This is a genomic window from Algoriphagus lutimaris, from assembly GCF_017051705.1.
GTDB classification, from domain to species: domain Bacteria; phylum Bacteroidota; class Bacteroidia; order Cytophagales; family Cyclobacteriaceae; genus Algoriphagus; species Algoriphagus lutimaris.
On sequence record NZ_JAFIDJ010000001.1, the window covers coordinates 290,724 to 314,619 of the forward strand.

Annotated in this window: 20 protein-coding genes; 15 read left to right on the forward strand and 5 right to left on the reverse strand. The window is 38.6% G+C overall.

Annotated features, from left to right (window positions below; genetic code table 11):
• Nucleotide 1: 1 nt before the first annotated feature.
• Entirely contained in the window at nucleotides 2-1,069 is a 1,068-nt protein-coding gene (locus tag JYB62_RS01150; protein WP_205643618.1) for a PA0069 family radical SAM protein, read from the reverse strand.
• Nucleotides 1,070-1,330: 261 nt separating this feature from the next.
• Between JYB62_RS01150 and JYB62_RS01155 the strand changes: the two genes are divergently transcribed.
• From JYB62_RS01155 to JYB62_RS01175, 5 genes are all read left to right on the forward strand, one after another.
• The gene (locus JYB62_RS01155) at nucleotides 1,331-1,990 is read left to right on the forward strand and encodes a 3-keto-disaccharide hydrolase (RefSeq protein ID WP_205643619.1); all 660 of its coding nucleotides are present in this window, start codon (nucleotides 1,331-1,333) and stop codon (nucleotides 1,988-1,990) included.
• A 20-nt stretch (nucleotides 1,991-2,010) separates the two neighbouring features.
• Nucleotides 2,011-3,360: a Gfo/Idh/MocA family protein gene (locus JYB62_RS01160; protein WP_243431411.1), complete on the forward strand. Its 1,350-nt coding sequence runs from the start codon at nucleotides 2,011-2,013 to the stop codon at nucleotides 3,358-3,360.
• A gap of 260 nt (nucleotides 3,361-3,620) precedes the next feature.
• Complete coding sequence (locus tag JYB62_RS01165; protein ID WP_205643620.1) at nucleotides 3,621-6,023, forward strand: FtsX-like permease family protein; 2,403 nt, start codon at nucleotides 3,621-3,623, stop codon at nucleotides 6,021-6,023.
• Between the two features lie 31 nt (nucleotides 6,024-6,054).
• Nucleotides 6,055-6,738 (forward strand): ABC transporter ATP-binding protein, encoded by a 684-nt coding sequence (locus JYB62_RS01170; RefSeq protein WP_074224797.1) that lies wholly within the window; start codon nucleotides 6,055-6,057, stop codon nucleotides 6,736-6,738.
• Complete coding sequence (locus JYB62_RS01175) at nucleotides 6,716-8,065, forward strand: TolC family protein (RefSeq protein WP_243431412.1); 1,350 nt, start codon at nucleotides 6,716-6,718, stop codon at nucleotides 8,063-8,065. The genes JYB62_RS01170 and JYB62_RS01175 overlap by 23 nt, the downstream gene beginning before the upstream one ends.
• A 94-nt stretch (nucleotides 8,066-8,159) precedes the next feature.
• On the opposite strand, the gene JYB62_RS01180 is transcribed toward JYB62_RS01175, so the two are convergent.
• Both JYB62_RS01180 and JYB62_RS01185 read right to left on the reverse strand, forming a co-directional pair.
• A complete protein-coding gene (locus JYB62_RS01180; RefSeq protein WP_205643622.1) occupies nucleotides 8,160-9,008 on the reverse strand; it encodes an OmpA/MotB family protein in 849 nt (282 codons plus the stop codon).
• Nucleotides 9,009-9,250: 242 nt separating this feature from the next.
• Nucleotides 9,251-9,835 carry a DUF4136 domain-containing protein gene (locus JYB62_RS01185; protein ID WP_205643623.1) on the reverse strand — a complete coding sequence of 195 codons (585 nt, stop codon included), beginning with the start codon at nucleotides 9,833-9,835 and terminating at the stop codon, nucleotides 9,251-9,253.
• 185 nt (nucleotides 9,836-10,020) lie between these two features.
• Here JYB62_RS01185 and JYB62_RS01190 point away from each other — a divergent pair, with 185 nt between their 5' ends.
• On the forward strand, nucleotides 10,021-10,662 hold the full coding sequence (locus tag JYB62_RS01190) for a uracil-DNA glycosylase family protein (protein WP_205643624.1): 642 nt from the start codon (nucleotides 10,021-10,023) through the stop codon (nucleotides 10,660-10,662).
• Here the strand turns inward: JYB62_RS01190 and JYB62_RS01195 are convergent.
• Nucleotides 10,640-11,536: a cation diffusion facilitator family transporter gene (locus tag JYB62_RS01195; protein WP_205643625.1), complete on the reverse strand. Its 897-nt coding sequence runs from the start codon at nucleotides 11,534-11,536 to the stop codon at nucleotides 10,640-10,642. The genes JYB62_RS01190 and JYB62_RS01195 overlap by 23 nt on opposite strands.
• A 196-nt stretch (nucleotides 11,537-11,732) precedes the next feature.
• Here JYB62_RS01195 and JYB62_RS01200 point away from each other — a divergent pair, with 196 nt between their 5' ends.
• A complete protein-coding gene (locus JYB62_RS01200; RefSeq protein ID WP_205643626.1) occupies nucleotides 11,733-12,029 on the forward strand; it encodes a hypothetical protein in 297 nt (98 codons plus the stop codon).
• 2 nt (nucleotides 12,030-12,031) lie between these two features.
• Here JYB62_RS01200 and JYB62_RS01205 read toward each other — a convergent pair whose 3' ends face one another.
• Nucleotides 12,032-12,949 (reverse strand): NAD-dependent epimerase/dehydratase family protein, encoded by a 918-nt coding sequence (locus JYB62_RS01205; protein ID WP_205643627.1) that lies wholly within the window; start codon nucleotides 12,947-12,949, stop codon nucleotides 12,032-12,034.
• Nucleotides 12,950-13,326: 377 nt separating this feature from the next.
• Between JYB62_RS01205 and JYB62_RS01210 the strand changes: the two genes are divergently transcribed.
• From JYB62_RS01210 to JYB62_RS01245, 8 genes are all read left to right on the forward strand, one after another.
• On the forward strand, nucleotides 13,327-14,970 hold the full coding sequence (locus JYB62_RS01210) for a TldD/PmbA family protein (protein ID WP_205643628.1): 1,644 nt from the start codon (nucleotides 13,327-13,329) through the stop codon (nucleotides 14,968-14,970).
• A 17-nt stretch (nucleotides 14,971-14,987) separates the two neighbouring features.
• Nucleotides 14,988-16,304, forward strand: a complete 1,317-nt coding sequence (locus tag JYB62_RS01215; RefSeq protein WP_205643629.1) for a TldD/PmbA family protein — start codon at nucleotides 14,988-14,990, stop codon at nucleotides 16,302-16,304.
• 108 nt (nucleotides 16,305-16,412) lie between these two features.
• Nucleotides 16,413-17,027: a DUF4159 domain-containing protein gene (locus JYB62_RS01220; RefSeq protein ID WP_205643630.1), complete on the forward strand. Its 615-nt coding sequence runs from the start codon at nucleotides 16,413-16,415 to the stop codon at nucleotides 17,025-17,027.
• A gap of 6 nt (nucleotides 17,028-17,033) precedes the next feature.
• A complete protein-coding gene (locus JYB62_RS01225) occupies nucleotides 17,034-18,029 on the forward strand; it encodes an AAA family ATPase (RefSeq protein ID WP_205643631.1) in 996 nt (331 codons plus the stop codon).
• Complete coding sequence (locus tag JYB62_RS01230; RefSeq protein ID WP_205643632.1) at nucleotides 18,019-18,888, forward strand: DUF58 domain-containing protein; 870 nt, start codon at nucleotides 18,019-18,021, stop codon at nucleotides 18,886-18,888. The genes JYB62_RS01225 and JYB62_RS01230 overlap by 11 nt, the downstream gene beginning before the upstream one ends.
• Nucleotides 18,888-20,051, forward strand: a complete 1,164-nt coding sequence (locus tag JYB62_RS01235) for a BatA domain-containing protein (protein WP_205643633.1) — start codon at nucleotides 18,888-18,890, stop codon at nucleotides 20,049-20,051. Before JYB62_RS01230 ends, JYB62_RS01235 begins: the two co-directional genes overlap by 1 nt.
• Nucleotides 20,048-22,234, forward strand: a complete 2,187-nt coding sequence (locus tag JYB62_RS01240; protein WP_205643634.1) for a hypothetical protein — start codon at nucleotides 20,048-20,050, stop codon at nucleotides 22,232-22,234. The genes JYB62_RS01235 and JYB62_RS01240 overlap by 4 nt, the downstream gene beginning before the upstream one ends.
• On the forward strand, nucleotides 22,231-23,856 hold the full coding sequence (locus tag JYB62_RS01245) for a hypothetical protein (protein WP_205643635.1): 1,626 nt from the start codon (nucleotides 22,231-22,233) through the stop codon (nucleotides 23,854-23,856). Before JYB62_RS01240 ends, JYB62_RS01245 begins: the two co-directional genes overlap by 4 nt.
• The last annotated feature ends 40 nt before the right edge of the window (nucleotides 23,857-23,896 follow it).

Here is a 23,896-nt window from a genome sequence, read left to right on the forward strand (position 1 = left end):
TTTAGAATAGGTTAAGATTGCCCCCTTTTCTGAAAAGAGAAAGATCGTAATCAGGAAAGCTTTTGTGTTGGAACTGTTTGTTTTTGGCAGTGAGGAAGAGTTGGTTGATGATTTCAGCGATTTTTCCCTCGCCAGTCATTCGTTTACCAAAGCGACTATCATTTACCTGGCCTCCATGGATGGATTGGATTTGATTCCAAACTTTGGAGGCTCGGTTGGGATAGTGAGTAGCAATCCAATTTTTAAATATGGGAGCTACATTTCCATTTAATCTGATCAACGTCTTTCCTGCAGCAAGAGCTCCTGCGTCAGATGCGGCTTTTAAGATAGAGGGGATCTCATGGTCATTCAGACCTGGAATGATAGGAGCATTCATGACTCCAACAGGGATTCCTGAACCACTAAGTTGTGCGATGGTCTGAATCCGTTTTGAAGCACATGCAGTTCTAGGTTCCATGGCTCTTCGGAGTTGCTCATCCAGCGTGGTGATAGATATGTATACATGAACCAAATGGTGTTGAGCAAGTTCCTGAAGGATGTCGAGGTCACGGAGGATAAGACTGTTTTTAGTAATGATTCCCACAGGATGGCGATATTTTAAAAACAAGGAGAGTAAATCTCTGGTAATCGACAGTTTACGTTCAATTGGTTGATAACAATCGGTATTTCCGGAAAGGGATATGGGGTTAGCCTTCCAGCTTTTCTTTAGGAATAGCTCTTCTAAAAGTTTCGCTGCATTGGTTTTTACCATGATTTTACTTTCGAAGTCAATCCCCGCATCAAGTCCATAGTTTTCATGGGTATTTCTAGCGTAACAATACGAACAACCATGTTCACAACCTTGGTAAGGGTTTAAAGAGTAGCTCATTCCCAGATCGGGGCTCGAAATTTTGTTTACAATGGATTTTGATTGCTCATAGTAAATTTTTGTATGCGGGTTTACGTGTAATTCTTCGTCTAACCCTTCTATGTGCTCCGTAACATATTCTCTAGTTAAAAACCTATTCTTGGTTTTGATTTGAGCACCTCTGCCCTTGAAGTGATCCCCAAGTTTGAATCGATTTTCCATACCTCTAAAATACCGCCTTATCCCGGTACTAAAAAGTGAGGTTCGAAGATTGGACAAGAGCTGTCAACTATTAAAAACCAGCCCTAAAAAAAGCTTTTGCCTCCCACTTAATTTTGAATAAATTCTATCTTTCCCAAAAAAATAAAATAACACCCTTGGAAGTATTGAAAATTTTTAAATAAGTTTTTAAGGAAATATCCCATTGTTCCTTTAAATTGTCTTTTCAAATAGAGTAGCAATTAAATAGACCCTTTTAAACCTATGAGAAAATATTCTCTTGTCTTACTATCTTTTTTACTTCTTCTTTCCATTTCGGTTGAAGCACAAGTCAAATCTGATGATTCAGATTTCATTTCTTTATTTAACGGGACCAATCTTGAGGGATGGGTGGGGAACAAAGAGTCCTACAAAGCCGTGGATGGGATGATTGTCATTGATCCCAAGGGGAGTGGAGGAGGAAATCTTTATACCGAAAAGGAATATGGGGATTTTGTCTTGAGGTTTGAATTTCAGCTTACTCCAGGAGCTAATAATGGTTTGGGGATTCATGCTCCTTTGACAGGAGATGCTGCTTATATGGGAAAAGAGCTTCAGATTTTGGACAATACTGCCGAAAAATATGCGGAACTTCATGAATACCAATACCATGGTTCTGTTTATGGGGTGATCCCTGCCAAACGTGGCTATCTAAAACCAGTGGGTGAATGGAATCAGGAAGAAGTAATCGTTCAGCATCCGAAAATCAAAATTATTTTGAATGGAGAAGTGATATTGGAGGGAGATTATTTAGAGGCAAGTAAAAATGGGACCTTGGATGGCAAAGATCACCCCGGGCTTCAAAGATCCTCTGGGCATATCGGTTTTCTAGGACATGGCGATGTAGTCCATTTTAAGAATATTCGAATCAAGGAATTAAATTAATCAAGTAATAAAGCACAAAAATGAGTAAGAAATTAGCAATCATGGACCGACGTGACTTTGTAAAGAAGAGTAGCATCGGTATGCTTGGAGCCGCTTTGGCACCATCTTTTTTAGGGAAACTGAATGCAGAAGGTAGGTTAAGAACTGCACACATTGGTCTAGGTGGAATGGGAATGGCGGATTTAGATGCGATCTCATCCCATGATTTGGTAGATGTGGTTGCACTTTGTGATGTAGATAGTGATGCACTAGCAAAGGCAAAGGCCCTGCATCCCAATGCAAAAACCTATTCTGACTATCGGGAGCTTTTAAAAGAGCTTGAAGATGAAATTGATGCTGTAGTTGTCTCTACCCCAGATCATACGCATGCTCCTGCGTCCTTGATGGCGATGAAAATGGATAAGCCTGTGTATTGTCAAAAGCCTTTGACCCATCATGTTTCTGAGGCTAGAGAGATGAAGAAAATGGCAGAAAAGAAGAATTTGGTAACACAAATGGGAATCCAGGTTCATTCATTTTATGACTATAAGTTAGCTACTCTTTTGATTCAATCGGGAATCATTGGGAAAGTTCATACGGTAAGAGCATGGTCTCCTAAAAACTGGGGATTTGATGGGCCAGAGCCAGCGGGATCAGATCCCGTTCCATCTACGTTGGATTGGAACTTATGGCAGGGTACAGCTCCGGAAAGACCCTATAAAGAAGGATATTATCACCCAGGTAACTGGAGAAAAGTAATGGATTATGGTTGCGGTACGCTTGGTGACATGGGAGTCCATATTTTTGACACCCCTTATAATGCATTACAATTGGATGTGCCGGAAACGATCATTAACGAATGTCGTCAACCCACAGGATTTGGTTTTCCAGAAAATAATGTAGTAACCTATGAATTCCCAGGTACACCACAAACTACAGAGAAATTAAAGTGGGTTTGGTACGATGGACCTGGAGCTCCAGCGGATCATGAGGATTTGGTATTGCCAAATGGAGATCAATTACCGGATCAAGGTGCGATGTTTATTGGTGAAGAAGGGAGGTTGTTACTTCCTCACTTCCAGCAGCTGCCGAGAAAAATAGTGGATGGAAAATATGTTGAAATGGACATTGAGTCCTTTAACTTAGGTAAGCCTGTAAAGGACTACGATGCTGAAAGTAAAAAACACTACCACCAGTTTGTGGATGCCTGTCTAGGTAAAGATGAGTGTAGTGCTCCATTCTCTTATGCAGCTCGATTGACAGAGACTATTTTGCTAGGAGTAATTGCAGGTCGATTCCCAAATCAGACATTACATTGGGATAGTAAAAAAGCGAAATTCTCTGAGAAGGAAGCCAATAAATACCTGGACGGGAAATATCGAAAATTTTAAAAAAGACCTGCTTACCGGACTGAAATAATTCACATGTTTCGTCCGTATGCGAACAAAAATGTTCGAGAAAACAATAGGGTTGAATACCAAAAAATGCCTCTGGAGTTGTTTCAGGGGCTTTTTTTTGTGGCACAAAACTGGGAAAGAAAGAGGAAGGATCACAAAAGATGAAGGTGTGTTCAAATCACCTTTATTTTTTGTGTTTGAAGAACATGACAATTCATTAAAATTCAATTTTCCTAAATCAAATCATTTTGGCCATGTGGAAAAATTACTTGAAAGTATCATTTAGAAATCTCCAGAAGCGAAAACTGTATACTGGTATTAATCTTTTGGGCCTGACTATCGCAGTGGTAAGTTTTTTGGCGATATGTTTATATATACACCATGAATGGAGTTATGATACGATGTATTCGGATTATAACCGAATTTATAAAATGAACCAGGAATTCAAATCGGATGGAGAATCGCAGCTTTTATCTACTACTCCGTCCAGTTTGGTGCCTACCATTTTGGAAGAAATACCTGAGGCAGAAATCGGGACTTTGATTTTTGATGTCAGTATTTTTTCTACTGTCATGGTAGATGCAGGGGAGGGGAACCAAGAGGAGTCGGCTTTTGCGTATGTGGATGAAAACTTCTACCGGGTGTTTGATTTTAAAATGGTATCAGGAAATCCTCTACAGGCATTTTCAGAACCCAATCAAGTGGTTTTGACTAAAAGTACCGCAGAGAGATATTTTGGGAATGCCAATGCAGCTCAAGGTCAAGCATTAAAAATAGATAATCAAGATTATGTGATTTCTGGTGTGATGGAAGATTTTCCTTCCAACAGCCATATTGATTTTGATTTTTTAGCTTCGTTTAAGACGCGTAGACATGGCAAAAATCCAGAGTGGTCTCCTAGTAATTATTATACCTATGTCAAGGTGAAGCCTGGGACAGACCCAGCAGTTTTCGAAGGTAAATTAAAACAGATTGTTGATAAGTATTTAGGAAAAGAATTGGCAGAGTATGGATATGAAACTGCCTTTTTCCTACAGCCTGTGACCAAAATACATCTAGGAGATCAAGCTTTGGATTCCATCAAGCCAGGGACTGATATTCGTTATTTATACATTTTTGGAATAGTGGCTTTACTACTGATTGCGATTGGGGTGATTAACTATGTAAATCTTGCCACAGCTGAAGCAACTGAAAGGAACAAAGAAGTTGGCTTGAGAAAAACCATGGGAGCAGATAGGATCCAATTATTCGGACAATTTGTTTCTGAGTCCATGCTTTTAACCTTTGCATCTACACTGCTTAGCATGCTAGTCTTATATCTGATTTCTCCCAAATTTTCTTCGATTAGTGGGGTTCCTTTGAGATTAGACCTATTGGTAACTCCACTCGGAATCACGTTGATACTCGCTTTTGTGGTATTGATTGGAGTCCTTGCAGGGTTATACCCCTCTTTGATTCTTTCTGGAATGGAGCCTATTAAAGCGTTGGCAAATAAGACCAAAATGGGAGGAGGCGCCTGGGTACGAAAAACGTTGGTTGTTTTTCAATTCTTTTTTTCTATAGGTCTTTTGATTTCCACTATGGTGGTTAAAAATCAATTGGACTACATGCAAGAAATCAATTTGGGTTATGACAAAGAGCATTTAGTCTCTTTAAGCTACCATTACAATATGGGGGATGGAATAGAAACTATTAAAAATGAAATGTTAAGGTCAGGGGCAGCTACCTCCATCTCTCGGGCTGCAGATATGCCAGTATACATAAAAGCAGGATATAAAATTTCCCCTGGTGGTGATAATCAGCGAGAGTTTATGATTACTGGATATTCTGTGGATACTGATCTGATCAAGACTATTGATTTGGATTTGATAGCAGGCAATAATTTTTCTGAAACAGATCCAAAGAGAAGTGAATTGGAAGAACTAGATGATCGTAATCTGGTGATTTTGAATGAAACTGCTGTAAAGGAAATGGGCTGGACAGTCGAAGAAGCGGTAGGTAAAACCATCAATATTGGCTTTAATTCCAACTCAGAAGTGAAAGGAGTGGTGAAGGATTTTTATTTCAATTCATTACATCACCAGGTTGGGCCGCTTGTTATATTTAATGACCCAGATCAGGCAAACGTGCTCTTGGTAAAACTACCGGTAGGTAACCCTGCAACACATTTGGCTACATTAGAAAATGTTTGGCAAAATCTGGTCCCAGAAAGACCTTTCAACCCCGTATTTGTGGATCAGGCCTATTCTCACATGTATAATTCGGAACAGCAGGCAGGATTGATTTTTGGAGTATTTTCAGGAATAGCCATATTTATCGCCTGCATGGGACTATTTGGCTTGGTAAGTTATGTTGCCCTAAGAAGAACCAGAGAGATCAGCATAAGAAAAGTATTAGGGGCGACTCAGCAAAATGTAGTGGCAGTACTTGCTGCTGATTTCCTCAAACTTTTATTGGTAGCAGCTATTTTAGCTACTGGTTTTGGAATATGGTTTTCAAAATCCTGGTTACAGGACTTTGCTAATAGAACCACTCAATCCATTTGGCCATTTGTGATTTCGATTGCTGTCGTGTTTCTCTTGGCCTTAATTACAATTGCCTATAGAAGCTGGAAGGTGTATTCATTGAATCCGGCAAAAACATTAAAAAGCGAATAATTACACACAATACCTATTTCATTAAAACAGAATGATTCAACTTAAAGAAATTGATAAGTACATAGAATCCCGCTTTCAAAGGATTTTTATTCTCAAAGGAATTAATCTTACCATCAATGAGGGAGAGTTTGTTACGTTGATGGGGCCAAGTGGTGCCGGTAAGTCAACGTTACTCAATATTCTTGGATTGTTAGATGAAGACTATTCTGGAGAGTATTGGTTTGGAGACAATAATATCAACAAGATGAGGGACCGAGATAGATCTGCCCTTCATAAATCAGAATTCGGCTACATTTTTCAGGCCTATCATTTGATTGATGAGTTGACTGTATATGAAAACATTGAAACTCCACTTCTATATAGAAAAGTATCCTCCAATGAGCGAAAAAGCATCATTGCAGACTTATTGGATAGATTTAATATGGTAGCAAAAAAAGACCTATTCCCAGCCCAATTGTCAGGAGGCCAACAACAATTGGTTGGTATTGCCAGAGCAATTGCCGGAAAACCAAGAATACTCTTGGCGGATGAACCGACTGGTAATTTACATTCTGGACAAGCTCAGGAAATCATGCAGGTATTCCAAGAGCTTCACAAGGAAGGCACGACCATTATCCAAGCTACCCATGCCAGAGAAAATGCGGATTTCGGAACCAGACTGATTCAGATGCTGGATGGAAAAATTGATCAAGATGAAGTTATTACCCATGCTTAAATATATTTTAGGAGCTACACTTCTGGTGAGTACTTTAGGAGGAGCTCAAGCTCAAGATACCCTTAAATTGGACTTTCGGCAAGCAGTAGATATTGCCCTTTCCAAAAACTTGGATTTTCAAATTCAGTCCAACCAAATGGAAGTATTGAAAAGGCAAAAGCAATCTGCTTTGGCCTCTCATTTCCCAAGTGCGAATCTAAGTACTTCCTTCCAACAACAAAGAGGACAGCAGTTTCAACAAATTGAAGGAGAAATTGTGGTGACGAACGTGACCAATGAAATCGTATCCTCTGGAGTGAACCTGAATATGCCTGTGTTCAACTTTGGCAGAAGGCTATTAGACACACAATCTTCAAAATTATCTTATTTGGCAGGAGAGAGGGGGCTTGAAAGAGCAGCTCAACAAGTAGTATTTGAAGTGTCCAGAAGGTATTTGCAAGTGTTGCTAGATGGGGAACTCTATAGAATAGCCAAAGAAAACCTGGATAATCAAAAACAGCAATTAGAACAAATTACTGGTTTTGTGGATGCTGGATTAAGGACTTTATCCGATCAATACAATCAGGAATCAGAAGTGGCAAGGTTGGAATCTGTGGCGGTTCGAGCTCAGGTTCAGTTGGAGACAGATCTTTGGAATTTATCTGAATATCTCATGCTGGAACCTACGGTGGTACCGGAACTGGATTCTGTAGATCCATTGGCTACTACGGTCACGTTTGACGGGCTAAGCGTCAACGAACTGTATGAATTGGCTATAAATAGTAGGTCAGATTTAGACCAGCAAGAAATGTTGGTGGAATCAGCACAAAAAAGTGTGAAAGCCATGAAAGCGATGTATTATCCAAGAATCAGTGCTTTCTATAATTACAACACTTTCTTTACTTCTTTGGATGATAGGACATTGCGTGAGCAATTGTTGAAAATTTATCCTCAACAAGTTTTAGGGTTGAATTTACAAATTCCAATTTTCAATAACCTTCAAACCAAACTTGAAGTAGGAAGAAGGAAGGTAGCGTATCAAAACCAAATTCTTCAAAAGGAATCCTTGGATAGAAAGATATATCAAGAAGTTAAACTAGCCTACATCAATTACCAAGCAGCAGTAAGGAATGAAAAGAATACCCAAGTACAGGTATTGGCTGCAGAAGAAGCACTATTGGCCGTTCGTGAGCGATTTAGATTAGGTTTATCCAATTTTGTGGACCTATCTACTGCCAATCAGCAATTGGTGGCTGCACAAGCAGACCAGGCTCAGGCGATTTATACCTTGTATTTCCAAGAGGTTTTGATGAAACATGCCTTAGGCACACTGACAGTGGAGTACTAAATGAAATGAAAGAATAAACGAACTCTAGCATAAAAAAGGCTGATCTTAATTAAGATCAGCCTTTTATGGTTGGTAGTGTTGGTAATCGGGAGATTTACAACATTGCAAAGAACATATCCAAATCTGGAATCAAAACAATTCTAGTTCTTCTGTTGATCGCCATGTTTTCTGGAGAATCATTCTCAACGATTGGCATATAGCTCGCTCTTCCTGCTGCAATCATTTTTTCTGGAGATACATTGTAGTCTTCCTGAAGCTTTCTAACGATGCTAGTTGCTCTTTTTACAGATAAATCCCAGTTATCCTGAAGAACGCCTGTTGAGATAGATCTTGGATCTGTATGACCTTCAATCATCACTTGTAGGCTTGGTTCAGCATTGATCACTTCAGCTAATTTCTGCAATAATGGGTTGGCCTTACTATTGATTCTGTAGCTCCCTGTATTGAATAACAATTTGTCTGAAACGGAAATCATCACTACAGTTTGGTCGATATCAATTTGAACATCATCTTGATCACTATCTTCTGTAGTTTCTGTAATATTTTTTTTCAGGTTATATTCTACAGCCAGGTTTACAGAATCTTCCAGTGTTTTGGCCTTGGCTAATTTTTCTTGATCCACCATTGCCAAAGTTTCATTCATCTTGGTTTTAGAGTTTTTGGACATGATTGTAGAACCTTCAATGCTGTAAAGACTCGCGTTGGTGCTGTTTAATTCGTCATTAACAGACCTTAAAGAGTTGATACGGTTATTATATTCTGCTACTCTTGCTTCAATTATTGCCATCTTTTCCTCTAATTCAGCTTTTTCTTGATTAGTGGCGGCTAGTTCTGTTTGAGTCTTAAAAAGATTACTCTCTAATTCTGTGTATTTCTTTTTGGAAACACATGAAACCATGATGGTGGCTCCTAAAATTCCTGTGATAATAAATGAATTTTTCATTGTTCAGTTTTCTTGATTTTGATTAGTTAGTTCCAAACCTATTGCCATTCCCGAAGGGGAGTAAAGAAAATTGATCCAATTACTACTAAAAATCGGTCTATTTGAGGTGTATGAGTGGATTTTGGACAGATTTTGGATAATTAATTGGGCAAAAAAAAGCCCCGAAATAATCGGGGTTTCATATTTTATTGTGGATTAAGTCCACATATTGGATAGGAATATTCCCTAATAACTGTCTGAGGTTATTGCATATACCTATTAACAACCTTGAATTCATTCATGACTCGGTAGGCAGCTCTAGTAATGTCTGATTGAAAGTTAGGAGATGAAACGTCAAAGTTTGCGGCAGTATATCCTTGCCAAATAGTACTACCTCTTTTACTATCAATGACATAAATGACTAACATACCTTGGTTTTCCTGATATTTTACCTGATTATAAGTTTCATCTTTTTCTTGTTCCTTTTCCTCTTCACCTTCATCATTGATGGTGGTCACACCTCTTCTGTTTAACCAATAATCAAACTCAGGTTGAACATACCCTCTGTACCGAATGGAATCCATGAAGATCTTATAGCTTACCAGCATATCAGGCTTTTCTTCATATTCTCGAAAACCTTGCGACCCCAATCTTGCCCCAATGGTGGCATTTAAAACAGGAGTGATAGAAGTGGTGTCAATTTCATCCGGAACCACAAAAGCAAAGGTTTTATACTTTTTAAATGAGCCTTGATAATTGTAATCATATTCTGTTACATAATCTTTCTGCGAAAAGCAGGAGGCACATAAGATCAAGATAAAGGATAAAATCAGGTAAGAGTTTTTCATGATTTCTTAATTCATTTAATTGATAGAAAGTCTATCAGAAATACAAACAATCCGGTTCTATTGGATTAACCTAATTTCGGTAATGTTGTTTTCAAATACTTGTAATTCAATTATGTATCTACTTAAGTTATTGAAAAAAAATCACAATATCACCCATTGGTTACTGTATTTTGAATATTGTCCCAATGCTTACAATTTGTTTGAGGATTTTTGAAATTAGAGCTGTGAAAAAGTTTGAGTCCATCTGTAATCAAGCCAAAAACTGTATCGTTTGCAAAGAGGAGTTACCCTTTCATCCCAAACCGGTTTTTGCACTTCATCCAAAGAGTAAAATCTTAATTATTGGACAAGCACCTGGTACTAGGGTGCAGGCAACAGGTATTCCTTGGAATGACCCTAGTGGCATCGAATTGAGAAGATGGTTGGATGTAACAGAAGATGAGTTTTACAACGAAAAGATTTTTGGAATCATGCCAATGGGTTTTTGCTACCCTGGAAGAGGAAAACAAGGAGATCTGCCTCCCCGCGTGGAATGCGCTCCTCTTTGGCATCCAAAACTCACTCATCATTTAAAAGAATTAGAGTTGGTATTGTTGATTGGGAAATATGCACAAGCCTATTATTTAGCGAAAGAAAGAAAAGAGAATCTGACCAATACAGTCAAAGCATTTAAGGAATATTTGCCTTATTATTTTCCTTTGGTGCATCCCTCTCCAAGGAATCGATTATGGCAAAAGAAAAATCCTTGGTTTGAGGGAAAAGTTATTCCGGAACTTCAATATCGGGTCAAAAAGATCTTAGAATCTAATGTTGATGAGGTTCTGTAAGTTCGCAACGTTCCTCTTGTAGTTCCACTTCAACGGTATAGTGGCTGAATGGATAGGATTTTAAAACTTCTTTAATGGCAGCTTTAGCTTCCAATACATCTTTCAAGCTCTGAACTTCCTTAATTCGCACATGTGTGGTGAAAACATGATGTGCTCCTTCCAAAGACCATAAATGAGTGTGATGAATGGATTCTACTTGGGGGATTTGACATATTTTCATTTTGATTTCTTCGAGTGAAAGCTCAGCTGGAACAGCTTGTAAAAAAATGTATAAAGTCTCCTTGAGGTTTTTGAAAACGTTCCAAAGGATAAATAGTGAAATACCCAAGGATAAAGCAGGATCAAGCCAAGGAATGTATTTGAAGTAGAGAATGATCCCTGCGATCAGAACGGCTGCCCATCCCAATACATCTTCCAGCAAATGCCAACTGACAACTTTCTCATTTTGTGTAGAACCCGTGCTGACCTTCCAGGCAGCATATCCATTGACAGCCACTCCTAGCAATGCAAATAGGATCATCCCTTTGGCATCAGATACTTCAGGGGAAATTAAGCGGTTTATGGCTTCAGATATTACAAAAAATGACCCTATAATTAGAATGACAGCATTAATTAAGGCACCCAAAAGAGAAAATCGTATGTACCCAAAAGAGAATTGTTCATTAGCTGATTTCTTAGACTTTTTGTCGAGATACCAAGCCAATCCCAGAGAAACAGAATCTCCTAAATCATGGATTGCATCCGATAAAATTGCTACAGAATTAATCCAGATTCCACCAAAGATTTCCAAAATGGTAAAAACTAGGTTGATAAAAAATGCCAGCTTAAGGTTTGAACCGGTGGAATGATGGTGGTGTGAATGCGAGTGTCCCATAAATTAATTCTATAAACACTAAAATACTAAAAGAACAGTGCAAGGCTATTGCATCAAGATGTTGACACCTTTAGGTGTTTTAATTTTAAAATTAAATACCTAGGTTATTAGATTTTTTTTAATCCTTTCATGTATTGCCAATAGAGAAGGAAGACGAACGTCTTATTTTTCTCTTGCGTTAAGCGATTCTGAACTAGTGGATTACCTTGGCGATTTGATGCTGTTAGATTATGATCCAGAAAAAGAGAAATACCTGTTATCCAATGATACCTATAATAAATACTTGGAGGAAGGTGAATTAGGAGAAATATTATGTCACCATCAATTTAACTTGGAGGGAATAGATGCTGTTGATCTTCCTTTTCCTGCAGCAAGTTACTATCCCATGGTAGTCAATAAAAAAGGAGAATTAGTAGTCTCAAAAGATGGAAATCTATCTGATACAGAAGATGACGGAATTTTCCTTTACAAATTAAAACTGGTAAAGAAGTAGCATTAAATACAAGCTTTTAGTCCTTCCTTAAATGGAGTGGGTTTTAGCCCATACCGCTTCTCTATTTTTGAAGAGTCAAAGCAATAATCTTCGGCAGATTGATATTTTAATTCCCGTATTTCCTTCATAATTGACATAAATATCCCTAATACAAAAACCAGCCATGAGGGCATTACCTGAAGTTTAAAATTCATATCAAGCTCTTTGTTTAAAAATTCAGTGATTTCATTTCCAGATGGATAAGAATTATCTGTCGGAAGATGCCAACTTTGATTCCAGGAATCTTCTTGAAGAGCCAAAAATGCGGTAGCCTTTCCTGCATCTGGTATATAAGTAAAGGAATGTTTTTTATCACCAGAATATAACCATTGAGGAGCTTTTCCAGATTTCATTCTTTTGATCACCAATTCATTAAGAAAGCTGTTAGAGGCATTAGGTCCATAGAAGTCGGCAGCTCTAGCTACCAATGCAGTTATTTTTTTTTCTTCCACAGCCTTCCAAAGCATTTCTAATATCTCCTTTCTTACCTGCCCCTTTCTGCTTTTAGGGTTCAAAGGCGTTTCTTCAGTTAGGTTACCGACTTGATCAGGATCATAGGCATACATATTATCGAAGAAAACCAGTTTGGCATTGTTGGAAATACAGGCTTCGATGGTGTTACTCATAATGATTGGCCACTCTTCCTCCCAGATTTTACTACTATATTTTATGCCAGCCAAAAGATAAACCACCTCAGCTCCGGAAACGGCATTGTTTACCGCGAGGCTATCTAATAAATCTCCTGAAGCTAAATCATCAGTTTCATTTTCTTTTTGTGGATTTCTGCTGAATTGACGGACTTGAATTCCATTTAAATTCAGTTCATTGGAAACGATCTGGGCGATATTTCCATTGGCCCCAAGTATGGTGTGTAGCTTCATGGATAGAATATTGAAAATATAGAGTAGAAATTAATCATATTAAAAAGGATTTAGAAGAAAAACCCTTACAGTTTTTAAAAATTAAGATAGTTTAAAGAAAACTTTTAGAATAGGAGGTAAAGGGTCAAATTGAGTTAATTGAACTTAAATAAATGGTATAATTTTTATTTTCAGGTTAATTTTTAATGAAAATAGCGTCATATTTTGATTAAAAATTGAAGTTGAAGGTTGCCAAACAAAAAAAATGGCGGGATAAATAGCTTATTTACCGTGACTGTATAATTCTATTGGCATCTTGATCTTTAAAGGTATTTTTATACAGAAAACCCTATCAAACCAAATATCACTAATACACCATCATTTAAACAGAAGGTAAATTGAAAAGAAGAGATTTTATTCACCTTTCAGGGATGGGCCTTGGCGCTCTAATGACCCCTGGAATGCTGGCCATGGGAAACCCCGTGACGGCGGAAAGACTAATGGAACCTGGAATTGATGTAGCTGCGAAGAAAGTCCTAGCGGATATTGCTCTCAATGCCGCCAAAGCAAAAGGAGCTACTTACACAGATGTGAGAATAGGTAGATACCTAAATCAATTTGTAATCACGCGGGAAAAAAATGTTCAAAATATCACCAATGCAGAATCATTTGGTGTGGGGATACGAGTAATCGCAGAAGGTACTTGGGGATTCTCAGCTACCTCTGATGTAAGTCCAGATGGGATAAAAAAATGTGCTGAAACTGCAGTCGCGATTGCAAAAGCAAATTCAAAGCTTCAAAAAGAACCTGTAGTACTTGCTCCAGTCCAAGGTGCGGGAGAAGTATCTTGGCAAACCCCAATTAAGAAAAATGCTTTTGAAGTCCCTGTGAAGGACAAGATTGACTTATTACTCAGTGCAAACGATGCGGCTGTTCAAAACGGAGCTGCCTTCGTTAATTCTGCTTTGTTCATGGTAAATGAACAAAAGTACTTTGCATCTACTGATGGCTCTTATATAGATCAGGACGTACATAGAATTTGGCCAAACTTTACAGTAACTGCTTTAAACAAAGCAGAAGGTAATTTCAGAAGTCGACAAGCATTAAGTGCACCTATGGGAATGGGCTATGAATATTTAGATGGATTAGCATCTGAAAAAATCCCTGGACCAGCTGGATTGGTGAGCTATAGAAATTCTTATGATTTAATCGAAGATGCAACCGCTGCAGCAAAACAAGCGGTAGAAAAGCTTTCTGCAAAATCAGTTTTACCTGGTAAATACGATTTGGTACTTGATCCTGACCACCTAGGCCTGACCATCCACGAATCTGTAGGTCACCCACTTGAGTTGGATCGAGTATTGGGCTATGAGGCAAATTATGCCGGAACAAGCTTTGCCACACTCGATAAATGGAAGTCAGGAGACTTTAAATATGGCTCTGACAAGGTGAATATTTTCGCAGATAAAACTCAACCTCATTCTTTGGGGTATGTTGCGTATGATGATGAAGGTGTAAAAACTAAGGAATGGGACTTGATTAAAGATGGTGTATTGGTGAATTACCAGGCAATTAGAGATCAAGTAAGTATACTTGGTGAAAATGAATCTCATGGCTGCTGCTATGCAGATAGCTGGGAGTCTGTTCAGTTCCAAAGAATGGCAAATATTTCTTTGAGACCTGGTAAGGAAAAGTTGAGTGTCAATGACATGGTGAAAGACGTGGAAAAAGGAGTCTACATTGTAGGTAGAGGTTCTTATTCTATTGACCAGCAACGTTACAATTTCCAGTTTGGAGGACAATTGTTCTATGAAATCAAAAATGGAGAAATTGTGGGTATGCTAGAAGACGTAGCCTATCAATCGAATACTCAGGAATTTTGGAATTCTTGTTCCCAGATTTGTGACAAGGATGATTATAAGCTATTCGGATCTTTCTTTGACGGAAAAGGTCAACCTTCGCAAGTTTCAGCTGTCTCTCATGGTAGTTCAACTACTCGATTTGACGGTGTCAATGTAATTAACACAGGTAGAAAGATTTAACTTTTAAAATCATCGAAATGGCTATTTTAACAAAAGAAGAAGCAAAACAAATTATAGATAAAGTTCTTTCCTACGCTAAAGCTGATGAAACTGAAGTTAGCATTTCCGGAGGGAGAACGGGTAATATTCGGTATGCCCGAAACACGGTCAATACGAGTGGGGAAACCAATAGTATCAGCCTTAATATCACCTCGGTTTTTGGAAAAAAATCTGGCTCAACCAGCATTAATGAATTGGATGATGAGTCTTTGAAAAAGGCAGTTGCCCGAGCAGAGGAGATTGCTAAACTCGCTCCGGAAAACCCTGAATATATGCCGATGTTAGGTCCACAAACGTACGTGGAAACCAATACATTTAGTGAAGCTACAGATCAAATTGATCCTGACTATAGAGCACAAGTGGCAATAGATAGTATTAAACCATGTGCAGAAAAAAATCTAACTGCAGCAGGATACCTAGAAGACTTTTCGGGCTTTTTTGCTACCGGAAATAATAAAGGTCTTTTTGGGTATAATAAGCGAACTTCAGTTGATTTTACAGTTACGGTAAGAACGGCAGATGGAACTGGATCTGGGTATTCTGGTTCCGATTACAATGACGTGAGCCTTTTAAAATCAGGTCCAGTAACCTCCCTAGCCGTTCAAAAGGCAATGGCCTCCGTAGATGCCCAAGCCATTGAGCCGGGGAAATATACGGTGATTTTGGAACCTAGAGCTGCATCGGATTTATTAGGACGTTTGACATTTGGTTTGGATGCTAGAAGTGCGGATGAAGGAAGAAGCTTCATGTCTAAAAAAGGAGGAGGTACCAGAATTGGTGAGAAAATCTTCGATGAGCGAGTAAATATCTATTCTGACCCTACGCACCCAGATATCCCTGTAGCACCTTGGAGTGGAGATGGTTTGCCGCTTACCAAGACCAACTGGGTAGAAAATGGGGTGGTGAAAAACTTGTTTTATTCCAGATATTGGGCAGAGAAGCAAGGGGTAGAGCCCGTTCCAAGACCACGAGGAGTTATTTTTGAAGGAGGTGATCAATCATTGGCCGATATGATCAAAAGTACTGAGAGAGGAGTATTGGTCACTAGATTCTGGTACATCAGATCTGTAGATCCTCAGACCTTACTATTCACAGGGTTGACCCGGGACGGTACTTTCTATATTGAAAATGGACAGATTAAGTTTCCAGTAAAAAACTTCCGTTTCAACGAGAGCCCAATTATTATGCTTAACAATATTGAAGCGATGGGTAAACCTCAACGAGTGGATGGTAGCATGGTTCCTCCTATGAAAATCAGGGACTTTACCTTTACAAGCTTATCTGATGCTGTTTAAATTCAGATTACAGTGAAATTTGCAGTGGGCGGCATACTTTGATCTATCTGAATCAAGTTCTGCTCACTGCTTGCTTTTTCACTGTATATCGAAAAACTGACCAACTACATGCGCCCTTTCTTTTTCACAAGAATAAAATATAATTCAGGAAACTGGGATACTGATCAAAGGATGCCATCCAATTTGATACATTCTTTGGTAGAGTACACGACCATTCCAGTGGATGAAACCGAAAAGGTGGTGGAGTTGAGCAGCCCTGAACTATTTAAAAGCCCCTTTTGCTACATAAGTGGGCATAAATTGGTGGATTTCTCGGCTCAAGAGCGATCCAATTTTAAAACGTATGTAGAGAATGGAGGATTCGTCTTTGCAGATGATTGCAACCATGATATTGATGGGCTCTTTGCAAAATCCTTCGAAGCAGAAATGGCAGAAATATTTGGCCCAGATGCTTTACAAAAAATCCCAAATGACCACTGGATTTATAATTGCTTCTTCAAATTTGAAGATGGTCCTCCCGCCACCTCTTTCGAACTGAATGGCTGGGGCGATGATTTAGTCCATGACTACCTCAAAGCCATCATGATCAATGGAAGGATAGGAGTCCTTTATAGTAATAAAGATTATGGTTGCGAATGGGACTATGATTTTAGAAACAAGCGCTTCCTCAAAGTTGATAACACCAAATTTGGTGTCAACATAGTGGTCTATGCTTTAACCTAACACGTATTGGAAAATATAGAATTAGCAGAATACAAGGAGTTGGTAGAGAAGATTCCGCTGCTGAAAAAAGAAATTGCTAAAGTGATCGTCGGTCAGGAGGAAATTCTGGATGAGATCATTATTACCTTTCTTGCAGGAGGTCACTGTTTGTTGGAAGGGGTGCCAGGCTTGGCCAAAACCCTAATGGTTAAGACCATTTCTGAAGTATTGGAGCTTCAGTTTAAACGTATTCAGTTTACTCCGGACTTGATGCCCGGGGATATTTTAGGGACTGAAATTTTAGAAGAAGATCATGAAACAGGAAAGAAATTCTTCCAATTTAACCGAGGTCCAATCTTCGCAAATATGGTCTTGGCGGATGAAATCAATAGAACTCCACCCAAGACCCAAGCTGCACTTTTAGAAGCAATGCAGGAGAAAATGGTGACTTATGGAGGGCAAATCCATCCACTTCCAGATCCATTTTTAATTATTGCTACCCAGAACCCGATCGAACAATCAGGAACTTACCCACTTCCCGAGGCGCAGCTGGACAGATTTTTACTTTATATTAAACTCGCTTATCCTTCTGAAAAAGAAGAATTGGAAGTCTTGGAAAAGACGACCGGAACCTATGATGTTAAACCTGAAATGGTATTGTCAGCCACAGAAGTGAAGAAGCTTCAGAAACTGACTCGACAAGTACATATCGACTCGAAATTACTAGAGCACATTAATAAGCTGATCAGGTCTACCAGACCAGATAGTTCTCAAGTTGAGGCAGTTCGGGAATATGTGGAATGGGGGGCAGGTACGCGTGCTGGTCAAGCCTTGATTTTATGTGCTAAAGCGAGAGCAATTATAAAAGGTAGGTTTGCTGTCACTCCGGAAGATATCCGAACCTTAGCCTTCCCGGTTTTAAGACATAGATTATCACTACATTTTAGAGCAGAAGCAGAAAATGTTGCAGCAGATGCAGTGATCACTCAAATTGTAGATTCTCTACCACTACATGCAAGCTAGTAATCTGGAAATTATCAAGCTCAATAACCTGAGGTTGTCTGCTAAGATTATCAGCGAACAACTCAAGCAAGGAATCCACCTTGGAAAACGGGTGGGAGCCGGGTCTGAGTTTGAACAATACAGATATTACGAACCTGGTGACGACCCCAAAAGATTGGACTGGAAATACTTCTCCAGATCTGGCAAATACATGATCAAAGAGTCACAGGCAGAGAGTCATTTACAAATCACTTTGATGCTGGATTTGTCTGGCTCGATGAATTATGAAGAAAATGGTGTGAAGCGGATTGATTATGCCAAAAATATCATTGCAACTATTGCTTATTTAGCCCACCTTCAGGGAGATTCTCTTTCTTATTTTACCTTTCATGAAGGGAACCTTACCCAAAAAGTAGCTCCATCTCCAAAAAGCTTTCAGCGTATTTTATATTGTTTGGAATCTGAAGAGGCGTCTGGATCTTGGCCTATTTCTAAGCAATCCTTTCCTGCATTGAAAAATAAACAGAAGGAATTGATTCTTTTGATCTCTGATTTTTTACAGAAGGATAATGAGTGGGTGGAAATTGTAGAAGAAATGAAACATCCACAAAAAGAGATTGTTTTGTTTCAGCTTTTAGGAAAACAGGAGGTAGAGTTTGATATGAAAGGTAGTTTTGTTTTTATGGATCTTGAAAGTGATCGGGAGATAACCTTGGATGGAGCGGCAGCAAAAAAAGAATATAATCAAGCGATTGATGAGTATTTGAAATCCTTAAAAGAAGCATTTCACCAGCCCAATATCCATTTGATTCAAGAGACCATCGATGAGCCCATGGTGTCAGTCATTTCTAAATTTCTTTCTAAAAGGTCTTTTCACTAATGGAGTTTCTACAACCCATATTACTTTGGGGATTGTTAGGCTTGTCCATCCCAATTGCCATCCATTTATGGAATGGTAAAAAGGGGAAGACCATTTCCTGGGCTGCTATGGCATGGCTTTCTGAGCAAGAAAATCAATCATCCAAATCCATCCGTTTAGACCAATTACTAGTACTGCTCTTACGTTTAATTCTGTTGGCACTATTAGTTTTATTACTTTCAAAATTGATTGTTAAATCCTGGTTACTACCTGATGAAACCAAGACAGTACATTTAGTGGCGCCCGATTCGCAGGTTTTTGAAGAATATAGATTTGAAATAGATAGGGCATTAGACGCTGGAGAGGAAGTGTTTTGGCTGGAACCTGAATTGTCAGATTTGAACTCTGAAATAAACCCCCACTGGCTGATTGAAAGAGGGGTGCAAGAGGCCTTGAATAACTTGGAAGGACCAATTTCTGAGCTCCATATCTACCTGCCTAATTCCCAAAGTTATTTACCTGAAATCCCAATCATTAGCCCTGTGAAGCCCCTTATTCACATTGCAAAATCTGCAAAAATGAGGCAGACATTCACACCAATAAAGGTTGATTCAAGCTATGTGCTTGAACAAAATGAAATAGGGGTATTGGAAGTAGGTAGTACAAATTCCTATAACCAACCCAAGGAAGAGTTGCTCGAAATATCCTATTTCCTAGGAAATCTAGAGGAGGAAGAAAAAAGTACTATTCGGGCAGCAATGAAGTCAATTTCGGAGGTGATGAAAGTCAAGTGTGTCGAAACGGATCAACAAGACCAAGGGAATTTGGTTTTCGATTCCCAAAAGCCTGAGAAATTGGATTCCTCCACATTCTATTTTCTAGTATCCAATCATGGGTATTCAATGGATCAAAATGTGGTTTTGATTCAAGATCAATTGGATTTTGATCATTCTGAGATGGTCAGGAATGGTCAACTTCCCGAATTTATTTTAGTAAACTTTCTTGAGTTTATTGGAGTACAATCATTGCCTGTGGAAGTGACTCATCATCAAACAGAGGCTCGATTTATTGCAAAAGAGATTCCCAAAGAGGATAAAAAGTCTGGCTTTGAGATCATATTAATTGCGATGTTTGTCCTTACCTATGGTGCAGAACGTTATTTCTCCAATCAGAGAGGTATATGAGTAGAATTGAAAAACATATAGACCAAATTCAGCTTCAGCTAAAGCTCAATGCGCTAATCAAGTCTTTGTTTATTGGTTTAGGATCAGGATTGTTGTTTGACGCATTTCAAGATTCATTGGCTATTACTTTTTCTATTTCAATAATTTCATTTGCAATTGGAGCCTATTTCCAAGGACTGTTTAAAGATCAAAAATCCCATGCTTTACAAATCCTTCACGAGCGGTTACCTGCCTTGGAATTTAGTCTTGAGTTATTGGATAAAAAAGAGAAAAATCTAGCGGAAACTCTTCAGTGGGAGCGGATCAATAATCAGGTTCCTGAACATTATCCTTTCATTTATAAGGAAGGGTTAAAAGTGTTTTTTATGTTTTTCCTGATTTGTGCAGGGGTGTTTGCGTTGAGTTTTGTGGACTGGACTTCCTCTTTTAATCAAGAAATGGTGCAACCTGAAATAAGAAATACTTTGGCAATTGAGGAGGCAGCTCCACTTGTGGCATTGTCTGAACTTCATGTGACTATTCGCCCACCTGCATATACAGGGCTGCCAGTTCAAGAGCAAAATACTCTGGAGATTAAGACAATTAAGGGGGCTGAATTAAGTTGGAATGTTGAATTTTCCAATTCAGATCAATTGAAAGTAATGATGGTTAATTCTCAAGGTGAGGAATTGATTTTTACAAAGGAGAATCAAATTTATACTTTAAAGGATGAAGCATTAGGATCAGGGATTTATGCCCTTCGAGGGTACCAAGGCGAAGAAAAAGTATTTGAATCCTCTTTTTTCACGATGGAGGTTTTTGAGGATAAAGTGCCTTTGATTCAGCCTTCTGAAAAAGATGTGTATAAATTTCATTTTCAGAAAGATCCACAGGTAATGAGTTTGGAGGCTAGGGTTTCTGATGATTTCAAAGTGAAGGAGGTTTACTTGGTGGCTACGTTAGCCAGAGGATCTGGAGAGAATGTGAAGTTTCGTGAGAGTAGGATCGATCTGGAGGAAAAGAATTTTAAATCAGCTACGATCAATGCCCAACTGGACTTCAAAGCACTGGAATTTCAACAAGGGGATGAACTGTATTATTATTGGGCTGCAAAGGATAATAAACTGCCTGAATCTAATTTTTCAAGGTCAGACACTTATTTTATTAAGTATGTTGATTCCACTGGATTAGGAGAAACCGAAATGGCTGGAATGGCGATCAATGTGTTGCCTGAATATTTCAGAAGCCAGCGTCAAATTATTATCGATACGGAAAAATTGATTGCTGAACGAAGCACTATGAAGGAGCAAACATTCAATGAAACTTCAAACAATATTGGCTATGATCAAAAATTATTGCGATTACGATATGGTCAATACTTAGGTGAAGAATTTGAGAATTCTGCAGGAGGAGGATCTATGGTGGAAGATGATGGGGATATTTTGGCTGGGTATAGGCATGCTCATGACGAAGAGGGAGAACATGAAATGGCAGTTAATCTTGGGGCTTCCGAAACAGTAGCAGAAGAGAGCCATTCCGAAGAAGAACATACTAGTGAAGATGATTCAGGGTTGGGAGATTTGTTAAGCGCTTACATGCATAATCACGAAGAGGAAGAAACCAATACATTTTATGAGGAATCGACAAAAAGCGCTTTGAAAATGGCCTTGGAGCAAATGTGGGAATCGGAACTCTATTTGAGATTATACGAACCAGAGAAAGCCTTGCCTTTTGAAAAAAAGGCCCTGGAGTATTTGAAATCCGTGCAGCAAAAGTCACGAGTGTATGTGAAGAGAACTGGTTTTGACCCTCCTCCAATCAAAGAGGAGGAGAAAAGGTTGACTGGAGAGCTGGATGATTTAGACCAACAGATAAGAAAGGAGCAGTTGATTCTTCAGGAGAAAATTGGGTCGCTAGCTTCTCAAGTGATCGGATTAATTTCAAAAAATGAATTGAATGATGCGGATCATTTGATCATTACTGAATTTGGGAAATTATGGACAGCCAAAATGCAATATTCTGGTATGGAGGAATGGTCTGTATTATTGGAATTAAAGCAGCTTTCCAGAGGTGAGCTTTCCAGAGAGGGAAAAATTCACTTGTTCGAGTCTATCTATCCTATAGCGGTAAGTGGTGAAAGAAAGTCTTCTTCTTATCTACAGCAGCAAGAGTTGGAGCATGCTTTTTGGAAAAATATCAAATGATGAATTTTAATCCCTCAATTCCCATCGACTGGTTGACCGTTTTTTCTATCCTGACCATCCTGGTTCTTGGGATTCAGTTGTTTTGGATTTATAATTTGAAGGTTTCCAACATTAGGAAGTGGGCAAAGTCTTTTTTGAATATCCTTTTTGGGGTTTGTTTCCTTGCCTATTTATTTCATCCTACTTGGACCTCTACTAAGGCTTCTGAATCAGTTTTAGTATATTCAAAAGATCTTTCTAATGAAAGAATTCGCTTCCTAAAAGATAGCTTGAGGTTAAAACGAGGCTTAACTATTGAAGAGTATGTTGGGAAGGGGAATCCGGTCTATTTGATTGGGCAAGGCTATTCAAGTTTTGAGTTGAATAAGTTGGTTGGAAAGAAAGTGATTTGGATACCAAATGCAAGTTCGATGGTGTTCGAGAATATTCATTGGAGAGGAATTCTTAACCAAGGTGAGATTCAAAAAATAACAGGTGAAATTCATGTGGATGAGCCATCTCTTCTTGAACTCAAAATTCTTGAACAAAGAATCGCTTATGATTCTCTTAGTGCCGGTAACAATATCGTTGAGTTTGATTTTCCAGTTTACATTTCAGGTAGGAATGAGATGGACCTTTATTTAAATGATTCACTTCAGAATAAAATCCGATTTTTTGCTAAAGCTACTAAACCCAAAAGTTATAGCCTTCAGTTCTCTTTTCCAGATCCTGAAGTTCGAGCTTTAAGCCAATTTTTAATTAAAAAAGGAGCAAAAGTAGAAGAGCAGATAAAAGTTTCACGATCTAGTAAAATTGCCTCTGGAGCCCAAGAATTGGACTCATTGAATATTGTGATTAGTGATTTAGATCAACTTAAATCCAGAAATAGGTCTGACGGTAAAAATCCCGGTATTGCAGGGGTTTTGTTGATTAATACTCAAAACCCAGAATTAGATGTCAAAGAGTTGAATGAGCTTTATGAAACAAACTTTGAGATTTCGAGAAATACTACCGAGGAGTATAGAGTTTTGGAATCAGGGATTGAAGTTTTACCCTATTCTTTTGTTCCAAAAAGGGGTCAGAAAACTTTGTTTGATAATTCAATTGCTGTTCAAGATAAGGGGGATTTAAAAATTGGAATCAGTTTAATAAGCCAGACATTTCCTAAATATCTAAGTGGAGATACACTTGCTTATAAGCGGATTTGGGATGAAATTCTTTCTCTTGTCACTCCTAATGAACTAGAAAACTGGAATTATTCAGCACCTGTATTTACCAACCAAGTTGCTGAGATAGTATATAATGGAATCAATTTAGAGGTGAAGTCGACCATGCTCAATCAAGACACTGTTTTTTTTGAACAAGACCTCATCAACCCATTGACTAAAAGAGCACAATTTACTTCTTTGGCTTCAGGCTGGGTTTCATTGTCAGACTCTATGGAAGTATATGTCTATGGCGAAAGTGGCCTCAATTCCGTTCGATCTGAGATGAATCTTGCTATTTTTTTTAGGGAAGGGGATGGGAATCAAATTGATGTGAAATCTGGAGAGCAGAAAAGTGGGGTTTCAAATTGGGTGTTTTTAGCGCTCTTTTTAGTAGTCCTTGGGGCTTTGTGGTTAGAACCTAGGATAAACTATTAATTTTTTTTAAGGTCTGTGTTGCATTGAGCCCAGCAACCTC